Annotated in this window: 20 protein-coding genes, 1 tRNA gene, 2 pseudogenes and 1 riboswitch; of the genes and pseudogenes, 15 read left to right on the plus strand and 8 right to left on the minus strand. The window is 61.7% G+C overall.

All coding sequences use genetic code 11. The features are described from left to right. Positions 1 to 16: 16 nt before the first annotated feature. From groL to ABUH87_RS08200, 7 genes and pseudogenes are all read left to right on the plus strand, one after another. Positions 17 to 1,663 carry a chaperonin GroEL gene (gene groL / locus ABUH87_RS08170; protein ID WP_367772368.1) on the plus strand — a complete coding sequence of 549 codons (1,647 nt, stop codon included), beginning with the start codon at positions 17 to 19 and terminating at the stop codon, positions 1,661 to 1,663. A 294-nt stretch (positions 1,664 to 1,957) separates the two neighbouring features. Next, positions 1,958 to 2,962, plus strand: a complete 1,005-nt coding sequence (locus ABUH87_RS08175) for a serine hydrolase (protein ID WP_367772370.1) — start codon at positions 1,958 to 1,960, stop codon at positions 2,960 to 2,962. A 79-nt stretch (positions 2,963 to 3,041) separates the two neighbouring features. Then, a tRNA-Cys gene (locus ABUH87_RS08180) sits at positions 3,042 to 3,115 on the plus strand. Between the two features lie 163 nt (positions 3,116 to 3,278). Beyond that, positions 3,279 to 4,007, plus strand: coding sequence for a tyrosine-type recombinase/integrase (locus tag ABUH87_RS08185; RefSeq protein WP_367772372.1), 729 nt, complete (start codon positions 3,279 to 3,281; stop codon positions 4,005 to 4,007). 26 nt (positions 4,008 to 4,033) lie between these two features. After that, positions 4,034 to 4,525, plus strand: coding sequence for a tyrosine-type recombinase/integrase (locus ABUH87_RS08190; protein WP_367772374.1), 492 nt, complete (start codon positions 4,034 to 4,036; stop codon positions 4,523 to 4,525). Positions 4,526 to 4,819: 294 nt separating this feature from the next. After that, positions 4,820 to 5,257 (plus strand): annotated as a pseudogene (locus tag ABUH87_RS08195) (IS110 family transposase); the annotation flags it as partial. A gap of 94 nt (positions 5,258 to 5,351) precedes the next feature. Next, positions 5,352 to 5,837 (plus strand): transposase, encoded by a 486-nt coding sequence (locus ABUH87_RS08200; RefSeq protein WP_367772376.1) that lies wholly within the window; start codon positions 5,352 to 5,354, stop codon positions 5,835 to 5,837. Positions 5,838 to 6,354: 517 nt separating this feature from the next. On the opposite strand, the gene ABUH87_RS08205 is transcribed toward ABUH87_RS08200, so the two are convergent. Genes ABUH87_RS08205 through ABUH87_RS08215 form a run of 3 tightly spaced genes read right to left on the minus strand, consistent with a single transcriptional unit; the run spans position 6,355 to position 11,066 of the window. Then, positions 6,355 to 7,347, minus strand: coding sequence for a phospholipase C/P1 nuclease family protein (locus ABUH87_RS08205; RefSeq protein WP_367772378.1), 993 nt, complete (start codon positions 7,345 to 7,347; stop codon positions 6,355 to 6,357). Positions 7,348 to 7,362: 15 nt separating this feature from the next. After that, on the minus strand, positions 7,363 to 8,535 hold the full coding sequence (locus ABUH87_RS08210) for a YdcF family protein (protein WP_367772382.1): 1,173 nt from the start codon (positions 8,533 to 8,535) through the stop codon (positions 7,363 to 7,365). A 17-nt stretch (positions 8,536 to 8,552) separates the two neighbouring features. Next, positions 8,553 to 11,066, minus strand: a complete 2,514-nt coding sequence (locus ABUH87_RS08215; RefSeq protein WP_367772407.1) for a TonB-dependent receptor — start codon at positions 11,064 to 11,066, stop codon at positions 8,553 to 8,555. A 1,160-nt stretch (positions 11,067 to 12,226) separates the two neighbouring features. On the opposite strand from ABUH87_RS08215, the gene ABUH87_RS08220 reads away from it, so the two are divergent. From ABUH87_RS08220 to ABUH87_RS08240, 5 genes are read left to right on the plus strand one after another with little or no spacing between them, the layout of a single operon-like run. After that, positions 12,227 to 13,063 (plus strand): hypothetical protein, encoded by an 837-nt coding sequence (locus ABUH87_RS08220; protein ID WP_367772385.1) that lies wholly within the window; start codon positions 12,227 to 12,229, stop codon positions 13,061 to 13,063. Between the two features lie 10 nt (positions 13,064 to 13,073). Beyond that, positions 13,074 to 13,418 carry a hypothetical protein gene (locus ABUH87_RS08225; RefSeq protein WP_367772387.1) on the plus strand — a complete coding sequence of 115 codons (345 nt, stop codon included), beginning with the start codon at positions 13,074 to 13,076 and terminating at the stop codon, positions 13,416 to 13,418. Continuing rightward, positions 13,415 to 13,729 (plus strand): ASCH domain-containing protein, encoded by a 315-nt coding sequence (locus tag ABUH87_RS08230; protein ID WP_367772389.1) that lies wholly within the window; start codon positions 13,415 to 13,417, stop codon positions 13,727 to 13,729. The genes ABUH87_RS08225 and ABUH87_RS08230 overlap by 4 nt, the downstream gene beginning before the upstream one ends. After that, entirely contained in the window at positions 13,726 to 15,126 is a 1,401-nt protein-coding gene (locus ABUH87_RS08235) for a hypothetical protein (RefSeq protein WP_367772391.1), read from the plus strand. Before ABUH87_RS08230 ends, ABUH87_RS08235 begins: the two co-directional genes overlap by 4 nt. Positions 15,127 to 15,129: 3 nt before the next feature. Further along, positions 15,130 to 15,543 carry a hypothetical protein gene (locus ABUH87_RS08240; protein WP_367772393.1) on the plus strand — a complete coding sequence of 138 codons (414 nt, stop codon included), beginning with the start codon at positions 15,130 to 15,132 and terminating at the stop codon, positions 15,541 to 15,543. 333 nt (positions 15,544 to 15,876) lie between these two features. Here ABUH87_RS08240 and ABUH87_RS08245 read toward each other — a convergent pair whose 3' ends face one another. The 3 genes from ABUH87_RS08245 to ABUH87_RS08255 form a co-directional block, all read right to left on the minus strand. Then, on the minus strand, positions 15,877 to 16,263 hold the full coding sequence (locus tag ABUH87_RS08245) for a hypothetical protein (RefSeq protein WP_367772395.1): 387 nt from the start codon (positions 16,261 to 16,263) through the stop codon (positions 15,877 to 15,879). A 72-nt stretch (positions 16,264 to 16,335) separates the two neighbouring features. Then, the gene (locus ABUH87_RS08250; RefSeq protein WP_367772409.1) at positions 16,336 to 16,533 is read right to left on the minus strand and encodes a hypothetical protein; all 198 of its coding nucleotides are present in this window, start codon (positions 16,531 to 16,533) and stop codon (positions 16,336 to 16,338) included. Then, complete coding sequence (locus ABUH87_RS08255) at positions 16,508 to 16,657, minus strand: hypothetical protein (protein ID WP_367772411.1); 150 nt, start codon at positions 16,655 to 16,657, stop codon at positions 16,508 to 16,510. Before ABUH87_RS08255 ends, ABUH87_RS08250 begins: the two co-directional genes overlap by 26 nt. Between ABUH87_RS08255 and ABUH87_RS18405 the strand changes: the two are divergent. Then, positions 16,593 to 16,730: pseudogene (locus ABUH87_RS18405) on the plus strand (lyase family protein); the annotation flags it as partial. The gene ABUH87_RS08255 and the pseudogene ABUH87_RS18405 sit on opposite strands and share 65 nt — an antisense overlap. Before the next feature lie 258 nt (positions 16,731 to 16,988). On the opposite strand, the gene ABUH87_RS08265 reads toward ABUH87_RS18405, so the two are convergent. Further along, positions 16,989 to 17,624 (minus strand): 2-dehydro-3-deoxy-6-phosphogalactonate aldolase, encoded by a 636-nt coding sequence (locus ABUH87_RS08265; protein WP_367772397.1) that lies wholly within the window; start codon positions 17,622 to 17,624, stop codon positions 16,989 to 16,991. Further along, positions 17,621 to 18,490, minus strand: coding sequence for a 2-dehydro-3-deoxygalactonokinase (locus ABUH87_RS08270; RefSeq protein ID WP_367772399.1), 870 nt, complete (start codon positions 18,488 to 18,490; stop codon positions 17,621 to 17,623). Before ABUH87_RS08270 ends, ABUH87_RS08265 begins: the two co-directional genes overlap by 4 nt. A gap of 731 nt (positions 18,491 to 19,221) precedes the next feature. Continuing rightward, positions 19,222 to 19,350: riboswitch (TPP riboswitch) on the plus strand. Between ABUH87_RS08270 and ABUH87_RS08275 the strand changes: the two genes are divergently transcribed. Next, positions 19,342 to 21,516, plus strand: coding sequence for a TonB-dependent receptor (locus tag ABUH87_RS08275; RefSeq protein ID WP_367772401.1), 2,175 nt, complete (start codon positions 19,342 to 19,344; stop codon positions 21,514 to 21,516). It overlaps the preceding riboswitch by 9 nt. Before the next feature lie 17 nt (positions 21,517 to 21,533). Beyond that, positions 21,534 to 22,196: a thiaminase II gene (gene tenA / locus ABUH87_RS08280; RefSeq protein WP_367772403.1), complete on the plus strand. Its 663-nt coding sequence runs from the start codon at positions 21,534 to 21,536 to the stop codon at positions 22,194 to 22,196. Positions 22,197 to 22,682 lie beyond the last annotated feature (486 nt).

Raw genomic sequence — 22,682 nt, forward strand, 5'->3', positions numbered from 1 at the left:
GAGAAGGAATTAGACAATGGCAGCTAAGGACGTACGCTTTTCGCGCGACGCTCGTGAGCGCATTCTCGCCGGTGTGGACACACTGGCCAACGCAGTAAAGGTCACGCTGGGCCCCAAGGGCCGCAACGTCGTGATCGACAAGAGCTTCGGCGCCCCCCGCATCACCAAGGACGGCGTTACCGTCGCCAAGGAAATCGAACTCAAGGACAAGTTCGAGAACATGGGCGCGCAGATGCTGCGCGAAGTGGCTTCGAAAGCCAACGACAAGGCCGGTGACGGCACCACCACCGCCACCGTTCTGGCGCAGGCGATCGTTCGTGAAGGCATGACCTCGGTCGCAGCCGGCATGAACCCGATGGATCTCAAGCGCGGCATCGACCTCGCTGTGACCAAGGTGGTCGAGAACCTCAAGGCACGTTCGAAGGACGTCTCGGGCTCCTCGGAAATCGCTCAGGTCGGCATCATCTCGGCCAATGGCGACACCGAAGTCGGCGAGAAGATCGCCGAGGCCATGGAGAAGGTCGGCAAGGAAGGCGTGATCACCGTCGAAGAGGCCAAGGGTCTCGAGTTTGAACTCGACGTCGTCGAGGGCATGCAGTTCGACCGCGGCTACCTCTCGCCCTACTTCGTGACGAACCCCGACAAGATGACTGTCGAGCTCGACAACCCCTACATCCTCATCCACGAGAAGAAGCTGTCGTCGCTGCAGTCGCTGCTTCCGATCCTGGAAGCCGTGGTGCAGTCAGGTCGTCCGCTCCTCATCATCGCCGAGGACATCGAGGGTGAGGCTCTGGCCACGCTCGTCGTCAACAAGCTGCGTGGCGGCCTGAAGATCGCAGCCGTCAAAGCTCCGGGCTTCGGCGATCGTCGCAAGGCCATGCTGGGCGACATCGCCACGCTGACCGCTGGCGAGATGATCTCCGAAGACCTCGGCATCAAGCTCGAGAACGTCACGCTCGGCATGCTCGGTCAGGCCAAGAAGGTCACGATCGACAAGGACAACACCACGATCGTCGACGGCTCGGGTTCGGCCGACGACATCAAGGGCCGCGTCGAGCAGATCCGTTCGCAGATCGAAACCACCACCAGCGACTACGATCGTGAGAAGCTCCAGGAGCGTCTCGCCAAGCTCGCCGGCGGCGTGGCCGTGATCAAGGTCGGCGGCGCTTCCGAAGTCGAGGTGAAGGAGCGCAAGGACCGCGTCGACGACGCTCTCCACGCGACCCGCGCCGCAGTCGAAGAAGGCATCGTCCCCGGTGGCGGTACCGCTCTGCTCTACGCGACCAAGGCTCTCGAAGGCCTCAAGGGCGCCAACGACGACCAGACCAAGGGCATCGACATCATTCGCAAGGCGATCACCGCCCCGCTCAAGCAGATCGCGACCAACGCCGGCCATGACGGCGCCGTGGTTTCGGGCAACCTGCTGCGCGAGAATGACGAGAACCAGGGCTTCAACGCCGCAACCGACACGTATGAGAACCTGGTCCAGGCCGGCGTGATCGACCCGACCAAGGTCGTTCGTACCGCGCTGCAGGACGCAGCCTCGGTCGCTGGTCTGCTGATCACCACCGAAGCGGCGATCAGCGAAAAGCCGGAAGATAAGCCCGCAATGCCGGCAATGCCGGGCGGCGGCATGGGCGGCATGGGCGACATGGGCTTCTAAGGCCCACGCTCATTCGAGCATCCGGAGGGCCGGGGGAGCGATCCCCCGGCCCTTTCGTTTGTGCACACGCGAGTCTGCGCACGCGAATCTGTGGCTATCCGTCGCGATCTTTGGTGTGGCAGCACTGCAACAAAGCGGTTGCAAAGCGACGGAATCGTACGCGTTCCAGCAATGGCCGTAAAAGCGCTGCAACTCGTCGCACGCTCATGGCGTTTGGACTGAAGACAGTTAACCCTTTGCCAACGTGGACTGATCTAGGTTGAACCCTGCGTTTCCGGGGCAGGCAGGACTGATATGAAACGAATCTTCCAAGCGATGGCCGCAGCCGCCGCTTTGCTGGCGCCACTGAGCGTGGCTCACGCCGGCAGCGTCGAGCGGGTTGCTATCGACGACGTGCAGAGCGCATTCGACAACGTTCTGGGCACCGAGATGCGGGCCCCACGGCGCTACGCGCCGGGCTTTGAGCAGCAACTCGCCAGCTTGGCTGAGGCGTCGCAGGGCAGAATCGGCGTCGCTGCGCTCGATCTGGGCTCTGGCCGTACGATAGACGTGCTCGGGAGCCAGCGCTTTCCGATGGCCAGCACGAGCAAGATCGCGATTGCCGCCACTTTTCTCGAGGGAGTCGACAAGGGGCGCTGGAGCCTCACGAGCGAGTATCCGCTGCTGATCCCCGTCAAATCGGCTCCGTTTTCGAGTTCTGTCGCTCCGGTACGCCCTGGCACGTACATGACGGCACGGGACCTGATCGAGGTGATGATCACCCGGTCCAACAATTACGCCACGGATGCCTTGCTGAAGGTCGTCGGCGGCCCTCAGGCGGTTAACGATTGGGTGCGGCGCGCCGGAATCAATGACTGGCACATCGATCGGGACATCGCCACGCTCGTGCGAGACGATGGAGCGGTGGATCCTGCCGAAGTGATCGACAAGCGCGACAGCGCCACGCCGCTGGCCATGGTTCAGCTGCTGGCAGAGATTTATAACGGAAATCGACTGAGCGCGTCGAGCCGGTCACTCCTCCTGGGCGCCATGGGTCGTTGCATTACCGGAAAGCGCCGCATTCCCGCTCTCCTTCCGTCGGAGGCTACGGTGCTGCACAAGACGGGTTCCCTGAACAACACGTCCAGCGACGTCGGCATCATCCAGACCCCAGACGGACGCGCCTATGCGGTCGCAATTTACGTCACCGGCCAAGGCACGCGCCTGAACCGCGAAGGCCGCATCGCAAACATCGCTCGCGCTGTGTACGAGGGCTACTCTCAGGAACCCGCAACGTACCGACGTACCGCGTCTCGCTAGTAGACAAGGCGTGATTCCGATTGCGTCCTGGCAGCAGGCTTGCTAGGCGCCGGTTCCCCGCAAGGGGCACGCCCCGGATGGCCCGATGGCGGAGTGGTTACGCAGAGGACTGCAAATCCTTGCACGCCGGTTCGATTCCGGCTCGGGCCTCCATTTTTGCTTCTCAGAGGGTCTGAGGGCGTCGCATAAGTGGCTGTTTTCCGCCACTTTCGCATGGTAATATGGCCCAGTCAGGTTCGGGCCATTTCACCAAATCTCACCCCTATGATGGATGATTTGATGGTAGCCCCGCCGAAGCGCTGGGACTCATACCATCATGATGAACGGAAAACGGCAGAAGTCCGGGCTAAATGCGGCCCAAGGGTCGCGTGCGAAGCCCAAAGATAAGCCCTACAAGCTCAGCGACCGCGATGGCCTCTATCTGCTTATCGAACCGAGCGGCTCGCGCGTCTGGCGCATGAACTACCGCTTTTTCGGCAAACAGAAAACCATCACGTTTGGGCGTTGGCCCGAGCTTCTGCTCGGAGAGGCGCGAGAACGTTTGCTCGATGCCAGGCGGTTGCTCGCCAAGGACGTTGATCCGGTCGAACATGCCAAGCTGGAGAAGATCGCCAAAACTCTGGCAGCAGCGCATACCTTCGAAGCGGTGGCGAATGAGTGGCTAGAAAAAATTGCGGCTGAAGATGCTGCAGCCATGACGGTCAAGAAAGCACGATGGCTCCTCTCCAAGCTCTATCCTACGATCGGAAAACGCCCCATCCGCGAGATCTCTGCACACGAGCTGCTGTTGGCGTTGCGGAAGATCGAAGCGACGAAGCGCTACGACACCGCTAATCGGGCGCGAACCGCATCCAGTCAGGTTTTCAGGTACGCAATCGCCACAGCCCGCGCCGAGCGGGATGTCGCCTCGGATCTGCGTGGCGCACTGATAACCCCCAAGACTACCCATCGGGCCGCGATCACTACCCCGGTCGAAGCTGGCGCTTTGCTGCGAACGATCGACGAGTACGATGGCCATGGTCTCACCCGGCGCTGCGATTTCTAGCACATGTCTTCGTCCGCCCCGGCGAGTTGCGCTGGGCCGAATGGAGCGAGTTTGATCTTCAGAAGAGGGTCTGGACCATTCCGGGTCACAAGATGAAGATGCGGCGCCCTCATGCTGTCCCGCTATCTAGACAGGTGCTGACAATCTTGGCGGAAATCGAGCACGACGCGGATTACAGCCCGTTTCTCTTTCCCTCGCTCCGCTCGGTCGAGCGCCCGATGTCGGACAACACGATCAACGCGGCGTTGCGCAGACTGGGATACGGCAAGGACGAAATGACCGGTCACGGATTTCGTGCGCTGGCTGCGACATTGCTCAACGAAATGGGCTGCTGGAACCCCGATGCGATTGAGCGTCAACTCGCCCATGCCGACGGCAATTCCATCCGTCGGGCATATGCGCGTGGTCAGTACTGGGAGGAACGCGTCCGCATGATGCAGCACTGGTCCGATCACCTTGATCAGTTACGCGATGGCGCGACGATCCTAAGGCCTAAGTTTGGCCATAGCGGCTCATGAGCTAGCAGACGCCGCTGCACCATCTAAGCACAACCAGCCGGAACGGGGTCCAGAGTAGAGTGCCGGTTTGAAGTTGGTGATGATTGGAAGCCCTCTTTCCAGCGCCGCTCACCGAGTCAAGAGCTGCCGGCAAACCCGCCGTTCACCGAGCAAGCTGGGTTGTCAGAAGCAGCCTTCAATCACCTCCGCTTCGGTCAGCAAGAGCGACCTAGTCTGGGACACCGCGTAATTGATTTAGTCATCCTCGTGCATGGTACGAAGTCGCCTTGGCGCTTCAATGCAGGAGGATGACCGATGTCGATCTACGCAGGATTAGACGTGAGTGACAAGACGACGCATATCTGCGTGGTCGATGTCGACGGTAAGGTTTTGCGGCGCAATGTTGTCGCGAGCGATCCCGATGTTCTGGCCAAATGGCTCAATAGACATTGTACCGGGCTGTCGCGCGTGGTGCTAGAGACGGGAACGCTATCGACATTCCTGTACCATGGTTTGGCCGAGCGTGGTGTCGCGATAGAATGCATTTGCGCGCGGCACGCGAAGGGCGTCCTTTCTGCCCGCGCAAACAAAAGCGACGTCCACGACGCGGAAGGGCTTGCCCAGCTGGCGCGCACCGGCTGGTACAAACGCGTCCACATGAAAGCGTCGACCACGCATATCGATAGGGCAGCCCTACGTATCCGCGCCCAACTCATCACTGCGCGGACATCCATGGCCAATCAGCTGCGTGGGCTCCTGAAGCTGTTCGGCCTGCGCATGGGCACCGCCCAGAACGCCGGGCCGGCGTGCCGAACGCCTCACTGCGTTCTACGCCCAGCGACCGGATTTGAAGGCTCTGTTTGCTCCGCTCATTGCATCCATGGAGGCTGTCGAGGAGCAACTGCGCGCCTCCAATCGCCTGCTCAACGACCGGGCAAAGGCGGACGAGGTCTGCGCCCGGCTGATGAGCGTTCCTGGTGTCGGACCGATCACCGCGCTCACCTTCACTGCTACCATCGAAGACCCCCACCGCTTCGCAAGAAGCGAGGATGTCGGCGCCTATGCGGGGCTTGTGCCCCGACGCAGTCAATCGGGAGAACGCGATGTCAGCGGCCACATCTCAAAGGCTGGCGATTCCATGCTGCGCAAGGCGCTCTACGAAGCGGCTAATGTCGCGCTGTCCCAGGTGAAGTGGCCATTTGCCCTTCAAGCGTGGGGCAGGAAAATCGCCGAAGCCAAAGGCCCCAGGCGCGCCAGAACGGCCGTTGCACGAAAGCTCGCCGCATTACTCCATTCGCTTTGGTTGAACGAGACGGAGTTTCGCTGGGCCTAAACCCAGCGTTCCTCATCCCGATCAGCCATACCTCGGACGATCTCGTCAGGTTTGTAGAGGGTCAAACCTCGTTTGGGACTCAGAGACGTCCACCTATTCCGCTCGGCCGCGATCATGAAGGCTCGGACGAAATGCTACCCAGCAGTCCGATGACCTCGAAGACAACCATTGGCGAACGGGAAAAAGGAACAGCAATGCAGGAATCAATTAGACAACTTACCCGCCATTCCTTGACTGCGGGCGACCGCCCGCTCTTGCCAGTAGCGGGCGTAGACTGTTCGGCGACAAGGAGCCGTGTAGGAGTAAGCCTCTTAATCGCTGACGGGCGAGTTGCAGCAGGCTCCAGGCGCGAGCCCGCCGTTCTTGAGGGCACCGCCTTCGCCCGCTCCATCCCCGCCTTTCGCCAGCCGCAGCTCACGTCTTGTTGAACTTGGAGTTCAACTCATGGTGACCGGCGGCCTCCGGGCTGCCCCAAACGTTAGGCGCCGCATTGCGGAAGCAGCAGACGGCCCATCATTTAGCGAGGCGCAGCCGGCGCAGACCCGGTCGCCGGGTTGAAGGCGGGATTGTCGAAGTCGAGCGGTTCAGGCTTCACCTCGATGGGCGGGTGAGCGCTTTCTGCCCAGGCTCGGTACAGCATGTCCCTTAACATTGCGGCCCCGGCTGCGGTGCGCTCATAGACCATCTCCCGCACCTCTCCGTCAGCGATATCAGCAAAGCCATTGCGCCGTTCCAGCTGGTAGAGCCGCCTCACCTTATCGCCGGAGTTATCCAGGTACGCGAGTACGAGATCGAACATGTCACCCTTCTGCCGGGCAGGAGCGCCAATCCGCGGCAGGATGTCGGCGGGGGTCAGACCGATGTTATCGACAAACAGGCTTTCGAACCGCCCGTGTACGGTCCGGTCGGTCGTGAAGCCCTCGGGATTGTCCCCGCGCCAACCATCTGAGTGAATGGAGTTGTGCATTGGGTTCGCACCATCACCGATATAGTGACCGAGACGTGCCACATCGAACGCGCAATTCTGCTCCGCGAACTTTGGGTCGCGGCCTTGGGAGGCAAGTTGCCGCACTTGCCGCATGCAAACGACGATCCGGTCATACGCTTCCATAGCGGCATAGGGCAGCGTACCTGTCCACCGTACGTTGGTACGAGCGGCCGCCTGGGGGTCAGTCTCCTTGATCTCCCGGTACCGATCGTACAGCGCCAGCACGAACTCGTAGCGGCTGCGTGGGATCGACTTCAGAAACGTGAACTGTTCGCGGAACCAGCCGTGATTGGGGTCCTCGATGATCTTGGAAAACCCTTCGGCATTGCCGCGCCAGCTATCCTGTTGAGATGCCGATGCGGCGATATAGTCGACATGTTTCTTCAGGAATACCGGCCCGTCTTCGGGTATTGCCTCGATCGCCGCCGTGTCGATCACTGCATGACCTCTCTCGCCCCAGGCGAGGGCAGCATGGGGGGCGAGGAGAGCGAGTCCGGCGACGACGGCGAGAAGGCGGCGCATGTGAAAATCCTATTCTTATGGGTCTAGCGGATCGCGAGGGTCGATGCGGGCAGAGCTGGCGGCGGGGCGCCATTCAAGGGCGGTTAGGCTGACTCTGCCGCCGGCGACGCCGGGCTGGTAGCCAAGTTCGCGTTCGTTGCGGGCGACGAATGCGGGGCTGGCGATGTTTTTGCTTTGTATCGGATTGCAGACGACGAGGGTGTTTTGCGTGAGCGGTGCCCTCATCGCCATAAGCAACCGGGCCGCATTGCGCATGTTGGTGGTGGTGTGCCGGGCATGCGGATCGATGACGATGCGGTCGGCCGGAATGCCGTAGCGGTCGATCAGCGCAGCGCGCATCTCCACCGCCTCTGCAAAAGGTGTGTTGAAGGGATGAGCGCGACCACCGGACACGATGATAAAAGCCGCCTCACCACGGGCGAACTGCTGTGCCGCAAGACGCAAGTGATACTTGCCTCCAGGACTGAGCGGCATTCCGTCCAGTTCCGGGCCAATGCCGGTGACGATCAGCGCAGTGTATCGAAAGTCGCCCCAGTTGATCCGCCGAGCGCGGGCGAAGGCATCTGCGTTCATGCCGCTGTTCAGCGGCATGAAGCCGATCGCATCGGTGCGGGTGCTGCCGTCGAGCAAGGCCAGTGCAAAGTCGAAGGAAACATCGAACGGCTGAACCGAGCCGAGGCGGGGCGCTTTCGACATCCAAAACGCCGCCTGCAGCCAGCTACGGCGTTCGGCGGGCGTGATGGTGCCTGCGCCGTCGATCGTGGTGTAGGTCGGAACCTGACCGAGACCGTACGTTCCGAGGATCACATTGGCACCCTGGAGCTCGCGCCGGGCTTGCGCCGCTACGCCGTCGTCGAAAACGGGCAAGCCAGCCGGAAAAGCATGGACGAGAGCCGCGATTTCGCTTTCCCGCCAGATCAGCGCCTGCGCAACGCAGCCAGGCTCCTGCTGGCAGCCGGTCAGCCGCTCAGAGCGCGCAGACAGCAGTTCACGCACTGCAGGCCGGGCCAACAGCGCAGTCATCGCAGTCCGATCCCGTCCTAAGGCGGTGAACAGAGGAAACAAACGCTGTGAGAGGGCGCCCAGAGCGGTATCGGCGACTGCCGCTGCCCCGGTCGCTTGCGCCACGCCCGAGGGCGCCGTGACGCACGGCACGGCGCAGGCGGCGGCGAGTGCCGCCGCCTGCATTACAAGCCGGCTCTTGCTCACCAATCGAAGCCCAGTACCACGCGGAAGTTGCGCCCGAAGATGGGGCGGCCGTAGATAGCCTCCGAACTCCCTTGCCCTGCCAGCGAGTCCGTGCGGGTGTTGCCTTCGGTCAGACCCTTTTGGTTGAACAGGTTGTCGCCCACGACCTGCAGCTTCCAAGCTCCCCGGTTCAGCGTGACGCCGGCACCAACCGTGCCGTAAGCCGGCAAAGCAGTGTTGTTGTAAAGATCGACGTAGCGCTTGCCCATGTAGGTATAGCGGCCGTAGATCGACACTTCCGTTTCACCGGTGACGAAGTCGAACGACGGGCGGATGTTGCCATAGACCTTGGGCTGGCGGACGATCTGATTGCCTTCCACCTGCTCCGGATCAGCGCCCGTTGCGCTGGCGAAGTTTTTGTACTTAGGGTCGCTGATCGTCAGCGCGCCGTTCAGCGTGAACCAGGGTGTCAGAGCCAAGGCACCGTCGAGTTCCACGCCCAGGATCTGCGCCTCTCCAATGAAGGGCACGTTGACATCGTTGCGTCCCGTGGTGGGGTCGAAAGCGAGGAACGAGGCGTTCAGTGGATCGAAGTTGGAATAGAAGCCGGTGGCATAAAGATAGGAACGTCCGCTCGCCAGCTTCAGGCCGACTTCGTACTGATCGGCAATGGTGGTGATGTAGACGGGGTTGGGGTTCACATCCATCGCAGACTGCACGTTGGGTGGCGTTTCCAGGTGCGAGGCGCGGGCATAGATGCCGACGCTGTTGCTGAAGTCGTAGTTGGCGCCCACCGTCCAGTTGGTCGCCTCGGTCTCGAGATCCCGATTGACGATTACACCCGTGAAGCCGCGCGTGGCGTCGTCTGCCAAAGTGGTCGCATCGCCCAGATTGACCTGCTCGGTCAGTGCGCCCCACCCTTGATAGTCATAACGCTCATGTCGAATGCCGGCATCGAGACGCAGACCCGGAGCGATCTCCCAGGTATCGTTAGCATAGATCCCGAACATCGATGCATCGGAGTCGCCTTGGTTGAGCGTGGCAGCATAGTTCAGCACGCCATTGTCCGTAACGCGCCCGAGTTCGGCTCCGGTGGGGCCATAAGCCACCAGATCCAGGGTGCGCGGGGTTCCGGCGACCTCGATCAGGTAGTTCTGATAGGCATAAAAACGATCTTGGCCATAGAAGCTGCCGTATAGACCTACGGTGAGGTCGTGGCTGCCGAGACCGGTCTCAATCCGCTTGGCGACGGACAGGTTGCCTTGCGCCGAATAGAAATCGGAGGCCACGTCGCGGTACTGGCCCTGCATGACGAGACCCGAAGCACTGTCGGGATTGTAAGCCGTGTTGGTGCCGGCGAGCGTGTAGCCAAAGGAGCTCACGGGACCAAAGGCCGCTGTCGCGCGGGCACGATACCCGGCGGCAAAGGTGTCCGCATCGGCCGGATTGGTTGTGGAGTAAAACGCGGTGAAGCGGTTTTTACCTTGAGTATACCCCACCTTGGCGGAGACGAGCCAGCCATCGAAATCCGCTTCGTACTGCGCGCCGACGTTGAACATGCGCATGTGCCGTCCGTCAGCGAGGTCGGTCGTGCGGCTTTCCGTCAGCCCCTGGCCGTTGCGATATGGAATCGTGACAGCGCGGAAGGCGGGCGAGTTCATCGTGCCTTCGAAGTAGTCGATGTACGGATCGAGACTGACCGACGGATCGCGCGGGTCGGCGATCGGGATTGGCAGGTAGAAGACGTTCTTATCGTCGACGTAGTTCGCGCTCAGCTTGACGTAGCCGTTGCTCAGATCGTGACGGATGTTGGCGCGGATCTGGCCTCCGCGGTCGTTGGGAAAGCCGTTATCGCGATAGCCGTTGTGATGGCGGATGAAGCCGCCGACGGCATAGTAGGTGTCGGTACCGAGCGGACCGGACTGATACGCGTCGAGGCGGTACAGGCCCGTATCGCCCAGCGTCACCTGCGCTGCGCCCTTTGGGGTGTCCTGGCCCTCGCGCGTGATGGCGTTGATGATCGCACCCGAATAGCTGGAGAAAACCGGTGCCGGCCCACCGCGCACCACTTCGAGGCGCTGCGTCATAAGATCCTGCTTCAGGATCGCATCGCCGCGAAAGAATACGCCGTCGTTCTCGTGGAACAGCGGAAGACCGTCCTGCTGGAAGGAGACGAAGCCGCCATCGTTGGGCAAGCCGCGGATGCGGTAGATGTTCTGCACCTCGCCGCCGGTGATCTCTGTCTGGAACCCCGGCAACTGGCCGATCAGGTCGGCGAAGTTGACGGGTGCGATCTTCTCGATTGCCTCCTGGCTGATCGTGTTGATGGCGTAGGAGGCATCGAAGCGGCGTTGCCCGCGCGCTGTGCCGGTGACGATAATCTCCGATCCCGCAGGGCCGCTCTCGTCTGCGGCTATGTTCTCCGGTGTGGTGCGCGATGCCGGTGCAGCTACACCTTGCGCGAAAGCCGGATTTCCAACTAATGTGCAGAGAGCGGCGGCGGTGCCGCCCACCAAGATAGACTTGCGCATCATTTCCCCTGTTCAGGATCTGGTCTGGATTTGTGCGACCGGTGCGCGGGCCTCTGGCGGAAGAATGTGACAGTTCGTCGTACGCGGCTTTCGGGAGCGATCACAAAACGTAGTCAATCATGGGGAAGATCGTCTTCGACCGGTGTGCCCTGATGCATCGGCATCGCGCTACTTGACGCTCGCGAAGCCCTACAGACGTAAGGGGGCGTATGACATATCGCAGGGCGGATGTTACGTGAAAATGGGCGTTCGGGAGCGGATGCTCGTCGTACGTTCAAGGTGCTGGCGGCTTCGTCATAAAGAGAGAGCGGCTGTCGCACTTGCCAGAGCGGCGACGCTGAACTGCGCCAACGAGGCTAAAGCTGAAGCTTCGAGAGGCTTTTCTACGACCTGGATCGGCTCTCAGGACCGTACGAGCGGAACAAGCCAAATAGCCCGTCTGGGAAACATCCTCGGGGAACTGCGGAAGTTCCACTGCTGGTGCACGTCTTCTATGACCGTGAACCACTAAATACACGCGCCGCTGATACCCGGCAGCTAGAACGCCATCAAATGGCAGGTTCCTCTGTAAGCTGCCGTTCGCCCGGCATTAGAGGAATGGCCGCAGTTGGTCGGCAGCCGCGGGGAGCGAATGCCGCTTCGTGGGACATTGCCGTCATTCCTAGTCCCGGCTCGGAAGGGCGGCTTTCAGCTGAGCACCGGACGTCCCGAAGGTCGCGATGCGGTGGTATGGAACGGGAAAGATGGGCCGATTGCGGACAGGCGGCTTTTGGCCGACTGAGCTGCCAATGCGGACATTGAAGCCACCGCGGCCACGCTTGCGGACTTGCGATGTCGAAGCCGGCGAGTGGAAGGGATCACTCAGCGAATGCGCCTGCTTTGATCGTAGCCCCCCTCACGCCCGGCACCAGATGCGAAAAGCGCTCATTATATCCATTCGCGTAAGGAGCTTTAGCTATTTCGTCCCTTCTATCCAAAAGAGGTGAGCTTCGCGAGGCTATGTGGCCGGTGATCGCCACCCTCGCTAGGGTCACTCGCCACTTCAACATAATGCGCAATTGTGCCACCATTCTTGCAGGGGCGGAATAATTGGGGGAATCTGATAGGTGGCCTGGCGACGATTGCCAGTACGGCGTTCGACATTCGAAACGCGGGGACGCTTGCGTATACCGGGATTGGCAGGAAGCCCGTTTGAGATTGCAACGGGCGGTTCCTATACGCGACCGCCAAGCGATCTGCTGGTCCAGATCAAGGCAGGCCTGCCGGTGGCGATCTTCGCCCTCGAGTATGCATCCGGCCGAATCGCCAAATTATGGCCCCGCTACAGCAAGGCGATCGAACATGATGGGCGGAGCTTTCGCGTAATGGCAGCATTGAGCGCCGCCGAGGTCAGCGCTGCCTGCGCACTACTGGCTCGAACCCATCCGCAAGGTGCTTCGCGGCATGGCATGCTGATATCGCTGTATGAGGAATTTACAGATGATTCGCGCGCCTTGGTCGGCGTCACGCAGCTTGGTGAGTATTTCCACACGCATTTCCCCGGCCGGGCCCAGTTCGGGCGGCCGATTCTCGGCAAGGGCTATGCGGCGATCACACGCGGCGATGTCGTGAAGTCGATTCCAATTACGGCAGCCAAGCGATTCGCGCTTCGCAAGAAGGACCGCGGCAACGGCCTGGGAGAAATCCTTGCCCGCGAAGCGCTGCTTGTTGCCGGCAATTATCGCTGGCCACCGGCCGGCGTCGTTGAGGTAAGCCGGCATATGGCTGCGAGGAAATTCTTCGACACCTGTTGTGGAACTTCACGTGACTTTTTATCTCGTTCAGGATATGTTCCAGTTCCGCTCGCAAAATGGCTTCGTCATGGCATCCTCAATCACCGCATTGCAGTTGAGCTTACCGCTCGACCCGTGCCAGGATATTATTATGCCGACGTCCGCAGCGCCAAAAGGCCCGCATCGATCAAACGAGCCCTCGAAGCCCTCGAAGCCCTCGAGTGACCGGCTGTTCGTGCCGCTGTCGAGCGATCCGTTCGCTTGGTTCAGCTCAGGAAAAAAAACCTGGGAACTGCGCAAGCGCGGACGTCAATATACCTGCAGTCATGTGCGGCGCGGTCGGGATGTCGAGTTGCGGCGAGGCTATACCGATGCCGAATCGGCGCTATGGGGCGAGATCATCGAGGTTCTCGAGGCCGACAGCATCGAAGCTTTCTTCAAATGCGTGCACTGGCACGCGGTTTTGCCCGAAAGCGGCTCGCTCGACGAGGCGATCGCGGATGCACGCCGCATCCTGAATATCGAAAAAGGGCAGGATGCCCCGGTGCTGGGTTTCAAGGTCGAGCTTGCCCGTCCGTGAAGCGGATCGGCCTGAAGCCAGCCTATTTTCCAATGGTCGCCAATGGCCAGAAGCGATCAACGATTCGTGCCGGCGCGAAGACTGATTTGGTCGGCCCGGCGATGCTCGTCGCGGGTTCGCAGTCGATCGCTATCGCGGTTTCCGAGGTGGTGGTGAAGCCCTATGCAGCGCTGACTGAGGACGATGCGCGTCTCGACGGGTTCGCCAACCTTGCCGAACTGATCGCGGCGCTCGAAAGTTTCTACCCTGATCTTGGACCGGCCGATCCGGTCAGCATCCTACATTTCGAGCCGACGGAGATAACGCGATGAGCAAGGTCGTCGTTCATGCTGCCTATGTGCTCAATGACAAGGCGAAGGGCGGGTTCGACGAGAAGTTCGGTGATTTTCTCGAGCAGGTCGGTCGTGACCTGCTGGTTGGCACCTTCGCCGATTTCCACAAGAGTATTTTTCCGAACGCCGCTAATGCTGATGCATTTCAGAAGCGGGCCGCCGAGGCTGCGGCGTGCCACGACGATCGCAATGATGCTGATGTGGCAAGGAATATTTTCGGGTTCCGTGTTGAGTTCGACACGAGTTTGTTCGCCGACCCTGACTATGCCCTTCAGCGGCTGATCCACACTCTTGCGAGCGACGTATTCCTGCGACGGATCAGCGATCATGCCGGTTTTGTAGCCGTAAAGACCATCGACTTCGGCGCGCTCAAGGGCACAATCGAAGCCGCCTATCGCACGCAGAGCAACGATCGCGCAAAGATCCGGCAAGCTTTTGCGCTCGGCGATCATAAGCCGTTACTAGCCTTCAGCCTCAAGCCGCGCAGTTGTCTGTCGGATGACGATTATTATGCGATCACGCGGCAGGCGTTCGACAGCGGCTGTGACATCGTCGAGCTCGATACACGCGACCTGTTGCTGCACGGTGCCGACCGACTGGCGCTTTTCGAAACGTTGACGTCACTGGCGCTCGATATGTCGAAGGGACGGATCTGCCGTTTTTCTGCCAATCTGTCGGGTCCACCGCGAGTGATCGGGCCGATCTACGAGCGTCTAGCCCAATTGCATGAGGCTCAGGCCCCGGAAGGTCCCTGGGTCATCAAGGTCGATGGCAATCTCGATGGGCTGTCTCTGGTCCAAGCCATTCGGGCTGGCCAATTCACGGCTTATGCGCAGCCGATCATTACTTGCTACCCGGTACTCAAATATGCGCTCGAACGCGCGCTTGGCCCGGATGGGTTCGTTCGCATGCTCGCAATGAGCGGTGTCGATGTCATTTATCCAGGCCAGTCTCCCAGCTTCGGCAATGCAAATGGGCGGATCGATACTCAGCGCGTGGCTGCGGCCAAGCAGCATTATCAAACGATGGATATGGGCGGATATCCGCTGCTCAGCGTTGCCGGCGGCGTCGCAATCAATTCGGTTCATGCTTGCTTATCGGTGCTGGGGCCCGATATCGCCTTTTTCGTCGGTGGCGGAATCGCGACTAGCAAGCAGGGCATCAAATCCGGTGCCAGCAACTTTGCCCGGGCGATCGAATATGCCTGCCTCGATCTGTTCGAGGGCCAGAAGGTCAACGGTCTTGAGGCCAAGTTCGTCGACTTGTCGAAAGTCTATTTCGACAATCGCAAGGTTCCCGAGGAATATGAATTCATACGTCCGACGACGCTCAAGGCTGTCGCCGGTCGCTACAAATCGACCAGTCTGGAAAGCTGAAGCGTGATGGAGATACTGACTATCACCGCGATCCAGCTCAAGGGAAGTTTGGTGTTTCTGCTCGGCCTTGGCGGCTTGTATACGACGGTTCGGGCGCTGATCACCGGCATAGTGACCCTTCCCGAGATCGACACAACGCGCGCCTCGATCGAGCTCGAAGCAAATCGGCTGGTTTCACAATTACGGGGGCTGGCGCTGGCAAGTGTCCTGCTGTTCATCGCGGCTGTCTGGCTGTATTTTGCTGGCCCTATCGCGGGCATCGATGCGGATATGCTCAAGGCGAGAAAAGCGGTCCTCACCTCGGCACAGGTTTATAGCCTCATAGCGCTGGTGATGATTGCGATCATCCTCGCTTTCATCGAATTGCGGGCCACGGTCCTGCGGACCCGCCTTGGGAAATTGTCGACTGCGAAATAGCGGGCAATATGTTGAACAGACGACATGATCGATCGCTCGGCGCGTTGGTTCGCTAGGCATCGCGCGTCACCGAGTAACATGAACGAGCGGCTGCTCTCGGGCCCGATTAAGCACCTTTTTAGCGACCGGAATGGGCGCGTAGCCGACCGGCAGCCCATCCAATTGTCGAAGGACCGGTTTCAGCGTCATCGGACATTCCAGCGGCCTCATCGGAACGGCGATAGCTGGTCGCGTGCTGCCGGAAGTGGAACGGGGTTTCGTGGGACTTTGCTGCCATTGCCATGCAACACATGGAATGACGGTTTTCAGTCGAACACCGGACGTTCTGGACGGCTACAGACGGTCCCAAGGAACGGGGTAGGCGGCGACTGCCGAGTTTGGTGAAACCAACGAGCCAGAGCCAATATCACCGGCACGACCAGCACTCGACGCGTCGATCGTAAGTATAGGCAGCGCATCCCTCGGGGCAGGATAATGCTGAACGGCCTTGTCGACGTGATGCCTTACTTTCCAAGGAAACGTATGGATAGCCTGCACTTGTCCCTGATCGAAGAGAAGCAGCTCGCCGCCCTCCATGGACAAAATCGAAGTCCGGCCTTCACCAAGGTCAGATCGCCAGATCGAACCCGTGATGTCGCTGTGATCGCCATCGGAATGCGCATAGGTCCTGTCGCGGGCGTCGATCAGCATCTTGTGCAGGATCTTTTCCTCGGCAGACATTGCGAACTCTCTTCCCAGCTGCTTCCAACTGAAAGACGCCGCCACGCCTCGCGTCGTCGAAAATGGCCGCCCCTAGGAAACGACCATCGACGTTTCGTAGCACTTGAACCGGCGCCGATCCTCCTGCGTGCATCGCCCGATTTCCCAATTGACGTCTTCCATCAAGAATGTCGCCGCACTCGAAGCGTGACGAAAATCGACGGCACTCATCATCAGCCGATGTAGCTGACCCTTCAGGTATTGCTCAGGCATCAGCTTGGGTTTGTTCATCACAAGGACTGTTCACGCCGTCGCGCCTCAAGGCGAGCGAGGCCTTCATCTCGCCGTAAAATGAGCCCGGCAGCTCGATCCTGCCCGGCAAGGTCAACTGCACCCAGTGCGAGATGCTGACCATGGTGGCAGCCTAGGTGATCGGCAACCATCAGGCCGTGACGCTGGGCGGCCCGCAGGGGCACCTGGAGCTCAACGCGACGCCAATGCCACCGGCACCACTTTGCGCGAGGCGGCGCTGGCGCTAGACCTTGTCGATGTCGAAACGGTCGACCGGTTGGTACGGCCGGAAGCGATGAGCTGAACTGGCGCGTCGGCACTGTCGATCTGGCAGCGGCACCAAGGCGCCCGGCCTTGCAAGAGGGGCTGTCCCTCGAGCCGTCCTCGCCCTCCCGGAAGCCGGCGGCCGCGCATGCTGTGGTCCGCCGAGCAGCGCAGATGGGCGGCGATCGGGATTACGTCCCTGGCCCCAGCTCGGCCCAGGCTGCTGCGAAGGCGCTAGCCCTGGTGAAGATCTCCTCCGCCGTCGTACCGGGCCTGTAAAGTGCCGAGCCGAGGCCGTAACCGTTGGCCCCCGCCGCGTGCCACGGCTGCATGGTGTCGGGCGTGATGCCACCGACGACCAGCAGCGGCACGCCCTTGGGCAGCACCGCGCGCTGAGCCTTGACCCCTGCGGGCGACGCGGCTTCGGCTGGAAACAGCTTGAGTCCGCTTGCGCCTGCGGCCAGCGCGGCGAAGGCCTCGCTTGGCGTGAAGTAGCCGGGCAGGGAAACCAGGCCGCGCGCAACGCTCTCGGCGATGACTGTCAGGTCGGTGTTGGGGGAGACGATCAGGCGACCGCCCGCGTCCTGCACCTGCGTGACCTGCGCCACGTCAAGCACGGTGCCGGCGCCGACGAGGGCTTTGTCACCGAGGCAGCGGGCCAAGCGATCAATGCTGGCAAGCGGCTCGGGCGAATTCAGCGGCACTTCGATCATCGTGAAGCCCGCCTCGACCAAAGCGGCGCCTGCGGCCTCCACTTCGTCTGGCCGGATACCCCGCAGGATGGCGACCAGTGGCATGGCAGCTACGGCGGAGGCAAAGTCGATCATGACATGAAGTTCCTGATTTGCGTGATCCCGGCCACAAACGAGGCCTGGCTATCGACCATGACGGCTTTCCCGCCAACGATGGTGACCGCGGCCCTGTAGAGCCGGGCAAGCAAGCCGTCCGCAAGCAGGTAGACGGTCTGGCCAGGCTCGCGAAGACGGGCGCGGCAGTCGTAGCCGACCAACAGCCCGCTGACATACGCCGCAGCCTCGCCCGGTGCGCGCTTTCCAAGGACGGAGGCGGCACGCACGCCGAACAAGGTTGCAAGAAGGTCTGCCTCTGCGCTGGCATCGACGCCCGCGCGGAACGAAGCATCAGCGTCGACTGCACCGGCCATCTCGCTACCAATCAGAGCATGGTCCTTGAGTAGCCCAAACAACTCACCCGTCATGGCGGTCGTGAAGTCGACGATGGCGCCCTGCTGCAAGGTGGCCCACTTGTTGTGTGTTCCGGGTTGGCACAGCAACGCATCACCCGGCGCAAGCCCGGCAGCCACCGCGCCAAGCAACTGCACCTCCTCGCCCCGCATCACATCCGCGCGCTCAGGCGCATCAATATGGACGCCGGGGGTGATCCAAACGGCTTCCTCGGGCTGGACCACGGCAGCCGCGATGGTCTCGACAGTGGCAGGGCATGCGACGTAGCCGGCGTCGTGCCAGCCTCGGTTCGATCCCACCATTCCCGCCATGATCACAGGGAGCGGGCCGAACCGGGTCCGCAACGCAGCGACTTCGGTCGGAAAGCCAGCTGCACGCACCGACAGGACCCCCAGCCCGTCGCGCTCGGTGGCAATCACCGAGCCCTGCTCGACATGATAGGCGCGGCGGTTGGTCGTTCCCCAGTCAACCGCAATGAACGCACCGCTCACCAGACCATCCCCTGAAACAACCTCACTGCGAAAACCTCATCGAAGTCGCCTAAAGAGAGCGGGCGTACCTGGCTGGCGCAGGCCGCGTTGCAGGGCCGATTGAAGAAAGCGCTTCAATCCACGCTTGCCACCATGGACCATGGCGCCCCAAGGTGATGGTCGATTCTAGGCGACCACCACGAGAGGCGTCAATTGGTGGGCGAGGGAGCATCCTACCCTGCCGGGCCCACGCGAACTTTTCGTCACAGCGAGCAAGGTTGGCTGTCAAAGGACAGGAGATGTCCTTCGACATTAGGCTGTTTCTCTGGCGCCAGAACATCACGTGATTTGTCAAAAGCAAGTGACAAGGGTTTTGTCCGAGAGGTCTCGCTTTGGACAAAGCTATGTCCGACCCTTCGACCTCAATGGGTTGTCAGGGAAGTGGCATGGCAACACGAGAGTTGCAGAGCCACCTCGGTTTCTCGCGTGAGAGCCAGCATTTCCGGTCGAAGAACACACATCTGTTTGTGGTGCATACGCCGGGATGACGTGGTTTGGGACGGGGCTGCCGTTGCCACCGGTCCCGTCATCCGACCGCTCCCGGAGAGAGCCGACGTTCCTACGCGCCTGCTCGACCGGCCGGTGCATAAGCTTGCGCCGGCGCAGCAACCAGCGCGCCACAGAGCTCGCGCGACCCGCCTAACGGCTGCGATTGACGTGGGCGCACCGTTTTCCTAAGCGCGCGCCCACATCATCAACCCACGGGGTGTCCTGGCGCTGTCAGGGCTGAGAGGCGGATCGCGGCGCATTCCAGCGTCTAGTCCGCAACCCGCGAACCTGATCCGGTTCATGCCGGCGGAGGAATAGGGACTATGCGCTGCGAAGCCGCTCGTTCGCCTGCGATTATCACGACACTCGGCGCTGGCCTTTTCATGGCCATGCTCACCCCGGCATATGCTGAGGAAGCGACCTCCGAGGACGCCATCATCGTCACCGCGCGCGGTCGGCCCGAGGCGCAGATCGCGGTGCCTGATACCGTGACCGTGTTTACGCAGGACGACATCGTCCGCCGCAAGCTGACCACCATCGACGACTTCATCGCCGAGACGCCCGGCGTGTTCATGATCAACGATCAGGACCCCGGCACCAACATGATAACGGTGCGTGGTGTTTCGACCAACCGCAACCAGTCGCCGTCGATCGCCTATGTGGTGGACGGGCTGGCGCTTCCCGACTCCGAGCTCTTCACGCTGCGCACTTACGACGTCGCCCGCGTGGAAATTCTGAAAGGCCCCCAGGGCGCGCTCTTCGGGCGTTCGGCATCGGGAGGCGCGGTGAATATCGCCACGAACGATCCCACCGAGGTGGCGGGCGGCGTGGCTTCGCTTGGCGTGGGCAACGGGTTCACCTGGACAGCGGACGGAGTGGTCAACGCGCCCGTATCGGACCGGGTGCAACTGCGCCTCGCTGGCTCCTTCCGCAACAGCGACGGGTTCATCCGGAACAGCTATCTCGACAAGAAGGTGGACGGTTTCACCAGCCGAAACCTGCGCCTGAAAGCCAGTGTCGCGGTTTCCGAGACGAGCACGCTGAAGCTGCGCTTCGGGTGGGCGGACGAAGAAGGCGGCGCGGCCTATATCTCGTCAGAGAATGTAACCGGGCGCAACGGCGGCCGCCTCTCGGGCGCGATCCTGACGAACCCTCAGGGCGATTTCGAGGGCCGCGCGTCGCGCAAGTGGTGGGGCGCGCAGGCGACCATCGAGCAGGAACTGGGCGACACTTTGTTGCTCACCTGGTCGGGCGGCTACGACCATTACCGCAAGGACTTCGTGGAGGAACTGGACTTCCGCCACGATACCCCCGTCACGCTGGATGGGGTGCCGCTGTTTCCGGACGGCATCCAGCCCATCTCTCAGCCGGTCGACATCGAGGCATGGACCAGCGAAGTGCGCCTGACCTCGCAAGCGGCCGGGCCCTTGCGGTGGCACGCGGGCTTCTTCTTCCAGCGCCTGGAGCGCGATCGGACCGACGATCTCGGCCCGCTCCTATTCGGCGCAGAACCGCTGCGCGCCGAGACGCGGTCCAACCAGATCGGCCTCTTCGCTCAGGCCAGCTATGACGTGCTGCCCACGCTGGAGGCGACGCTGGGCCTTCGTTATGACCGCGACCGCCGCAAGGAGAATACCGTCGGCACAAATACCGCGGCGACCTACGCCCGCCGCGCACAGACGTTCGACAAGTGGCAGCCGAAGGTCTCGCTCGCCTGGCATCCGACGCAGGACTTCACTGCCTATGTCACCGGCAGCCTCGGCTTCAAGTCGGGAGGCTTCAACCCGCTTCCCGGTGCATCAGACATCTGGACCGCCAACTTCGCGGCCGAAACCGTCGAGTCGCTGGAAGCCGGCATCAAGAGCCGCCTGGCCGATGGGCGCGTCCGCCTCACGCTGGCAGGCTTCGTCACCGACTACAGCAATTTCCAGAACACCGTTTTCCTAGGCAATTCGGTGGTACTCTCGGTGCCCAAGGTGAATGTCCATGGGCTCGAAGCATCGGCGGAGGCCGAGCTCGATCTCGGTTTCCGCGTCGATGGCGGTGCCGCATGGACGCATAGCCGTGCCGGCCGCTACACCACGCCAAACCCCACGCCCGAACCCGGCGAACCGGCGATGGTCGACCTCACCGGCAAGCGCACCCCCAATGCGCCCGACTGGACGCTGAACGCGGGAATTGGCTGGCAGGGCGACGCCGGACGCGCCAAGGTCGATGCGCGCCTAAGCGTCGCCTATGTTTCGCGCGTGGACTTCGAGATGGACAATATCCTGCACACCCCCGGCTACGCTTCGGTGGACGGCAGGGTCGGTGTCGATCTCGGTCCGTGGGGCTTCGAGATCTGGACGAAGAACCTCTTCGACAGGCGCTGGGCTATCTCGGCTTTCGGCCAGCAGCAACTGCCGCTGCTCCTCGGCCTTGGTCCTAACGGCCCGTTCGACAGCTTCACGATCAACACCGGCCGCCAGTTCGGCGTCGGTGCCACACGCCGTTTCTAAGGGAAGAGGATCAGCCCATGAGCTTCTGCGACACGATCTGGCAAGACGTTGCCCCGCTGCGCCGCGCGATCCTCGCCCAACCCTTCCTTGCGGAGCTTGCCGATGGCTCGCTCCCGCCAGAGAGCTTCCGGCACTACATTTTGCAGGACAGCCTCTACCTTGCCGAATATGCCCGCGTGCTGGCGATCGCGGCCGCGCGCGCGCCCACGGCCGCGGGACGCCTCGAATTCTCGGACGGTGCCAAGGTCGCGGTGCAGGTGGAAGAGGCGCTGCACCAGGCCTTCTTCATACAGTTCGGTATCACGCCCGAAATGGGCCGGGAGGCCGAGGCGACGCCCGCGTGCCTTGGCTACACCAGCTACCTCGCCAGCCTTGCCGCAACGCGCAGCTACGAGGAACTGATCGCGGGCACCCTCCCTTGCTTCTGGGTCTACTGGGAAGTCGGGTGCGACATCAAATCGCGCGCTGCCTCGCCCAATCCTTACGCAGCATGGATCGACACCTACGCCGCACCCTCCTTCGGCGAAGCAACCGATCGCGTTCGTGCACTGGTGGACGAGGCCGCCGACAACTCCACCCCGGCAACCCGCGCCGACATGGCGACCGCCTTCCGCAACGCCGCGCGCTACGAATGGATGTTCTGGGATTCCGCCTACCGGCGTGAGACCTGGCCGATCTGAGCGGTCCCTTCGAGACTTCTCTCAATCGGGATGTGTGGCCCAAGCCACCGAGCCAGTCGCCATCAAGGTGACTTCCCATGGCGGAACCATCCCCGACGGCCTCGACACAACGACGAGCCACAACGGCTGCTTCTGTAAGAATCGGACGTTCGCGCGCGGGCTAACGAATGGCTTGAGCTGTGAAGGGTTTCGGGCGCTTGCGTACGAAAGCCTCCAGTGCAGGAACCCGCGGGTCCCAGGCGCTGGTCTATGGGTAAATAAGCTTTGGGATGGTTCTGGCGGGTACTCGCTGCCGATCAGGAAGGGTCGGTTCTGGCCGGATCGACGTAAGTTTGCGCGGCGTCAGAGTGCAGACAATGATGGTTTTGCTGGGCGGTGCGCCCTGCGCCGGGCTTAATTCCGGGAAGGGCATGCGTTGGGCCATCGGCCAGGATGCCAGGGGCGTGACCGCTGCGCAGGCTGAGCCATGCCGGATCATGGCGCATG

It is taken from the genome of Novosphingobium rhizovicinum, from assembly GCF_040813635.1.
Classification (GTDB): Bacteria; Pseudomonadota; Alphaproteobacteria; order Sphingomonadales; family Sphingomonadaceae; genus Novosphingobium; species Novosphingobium rhizovicinum.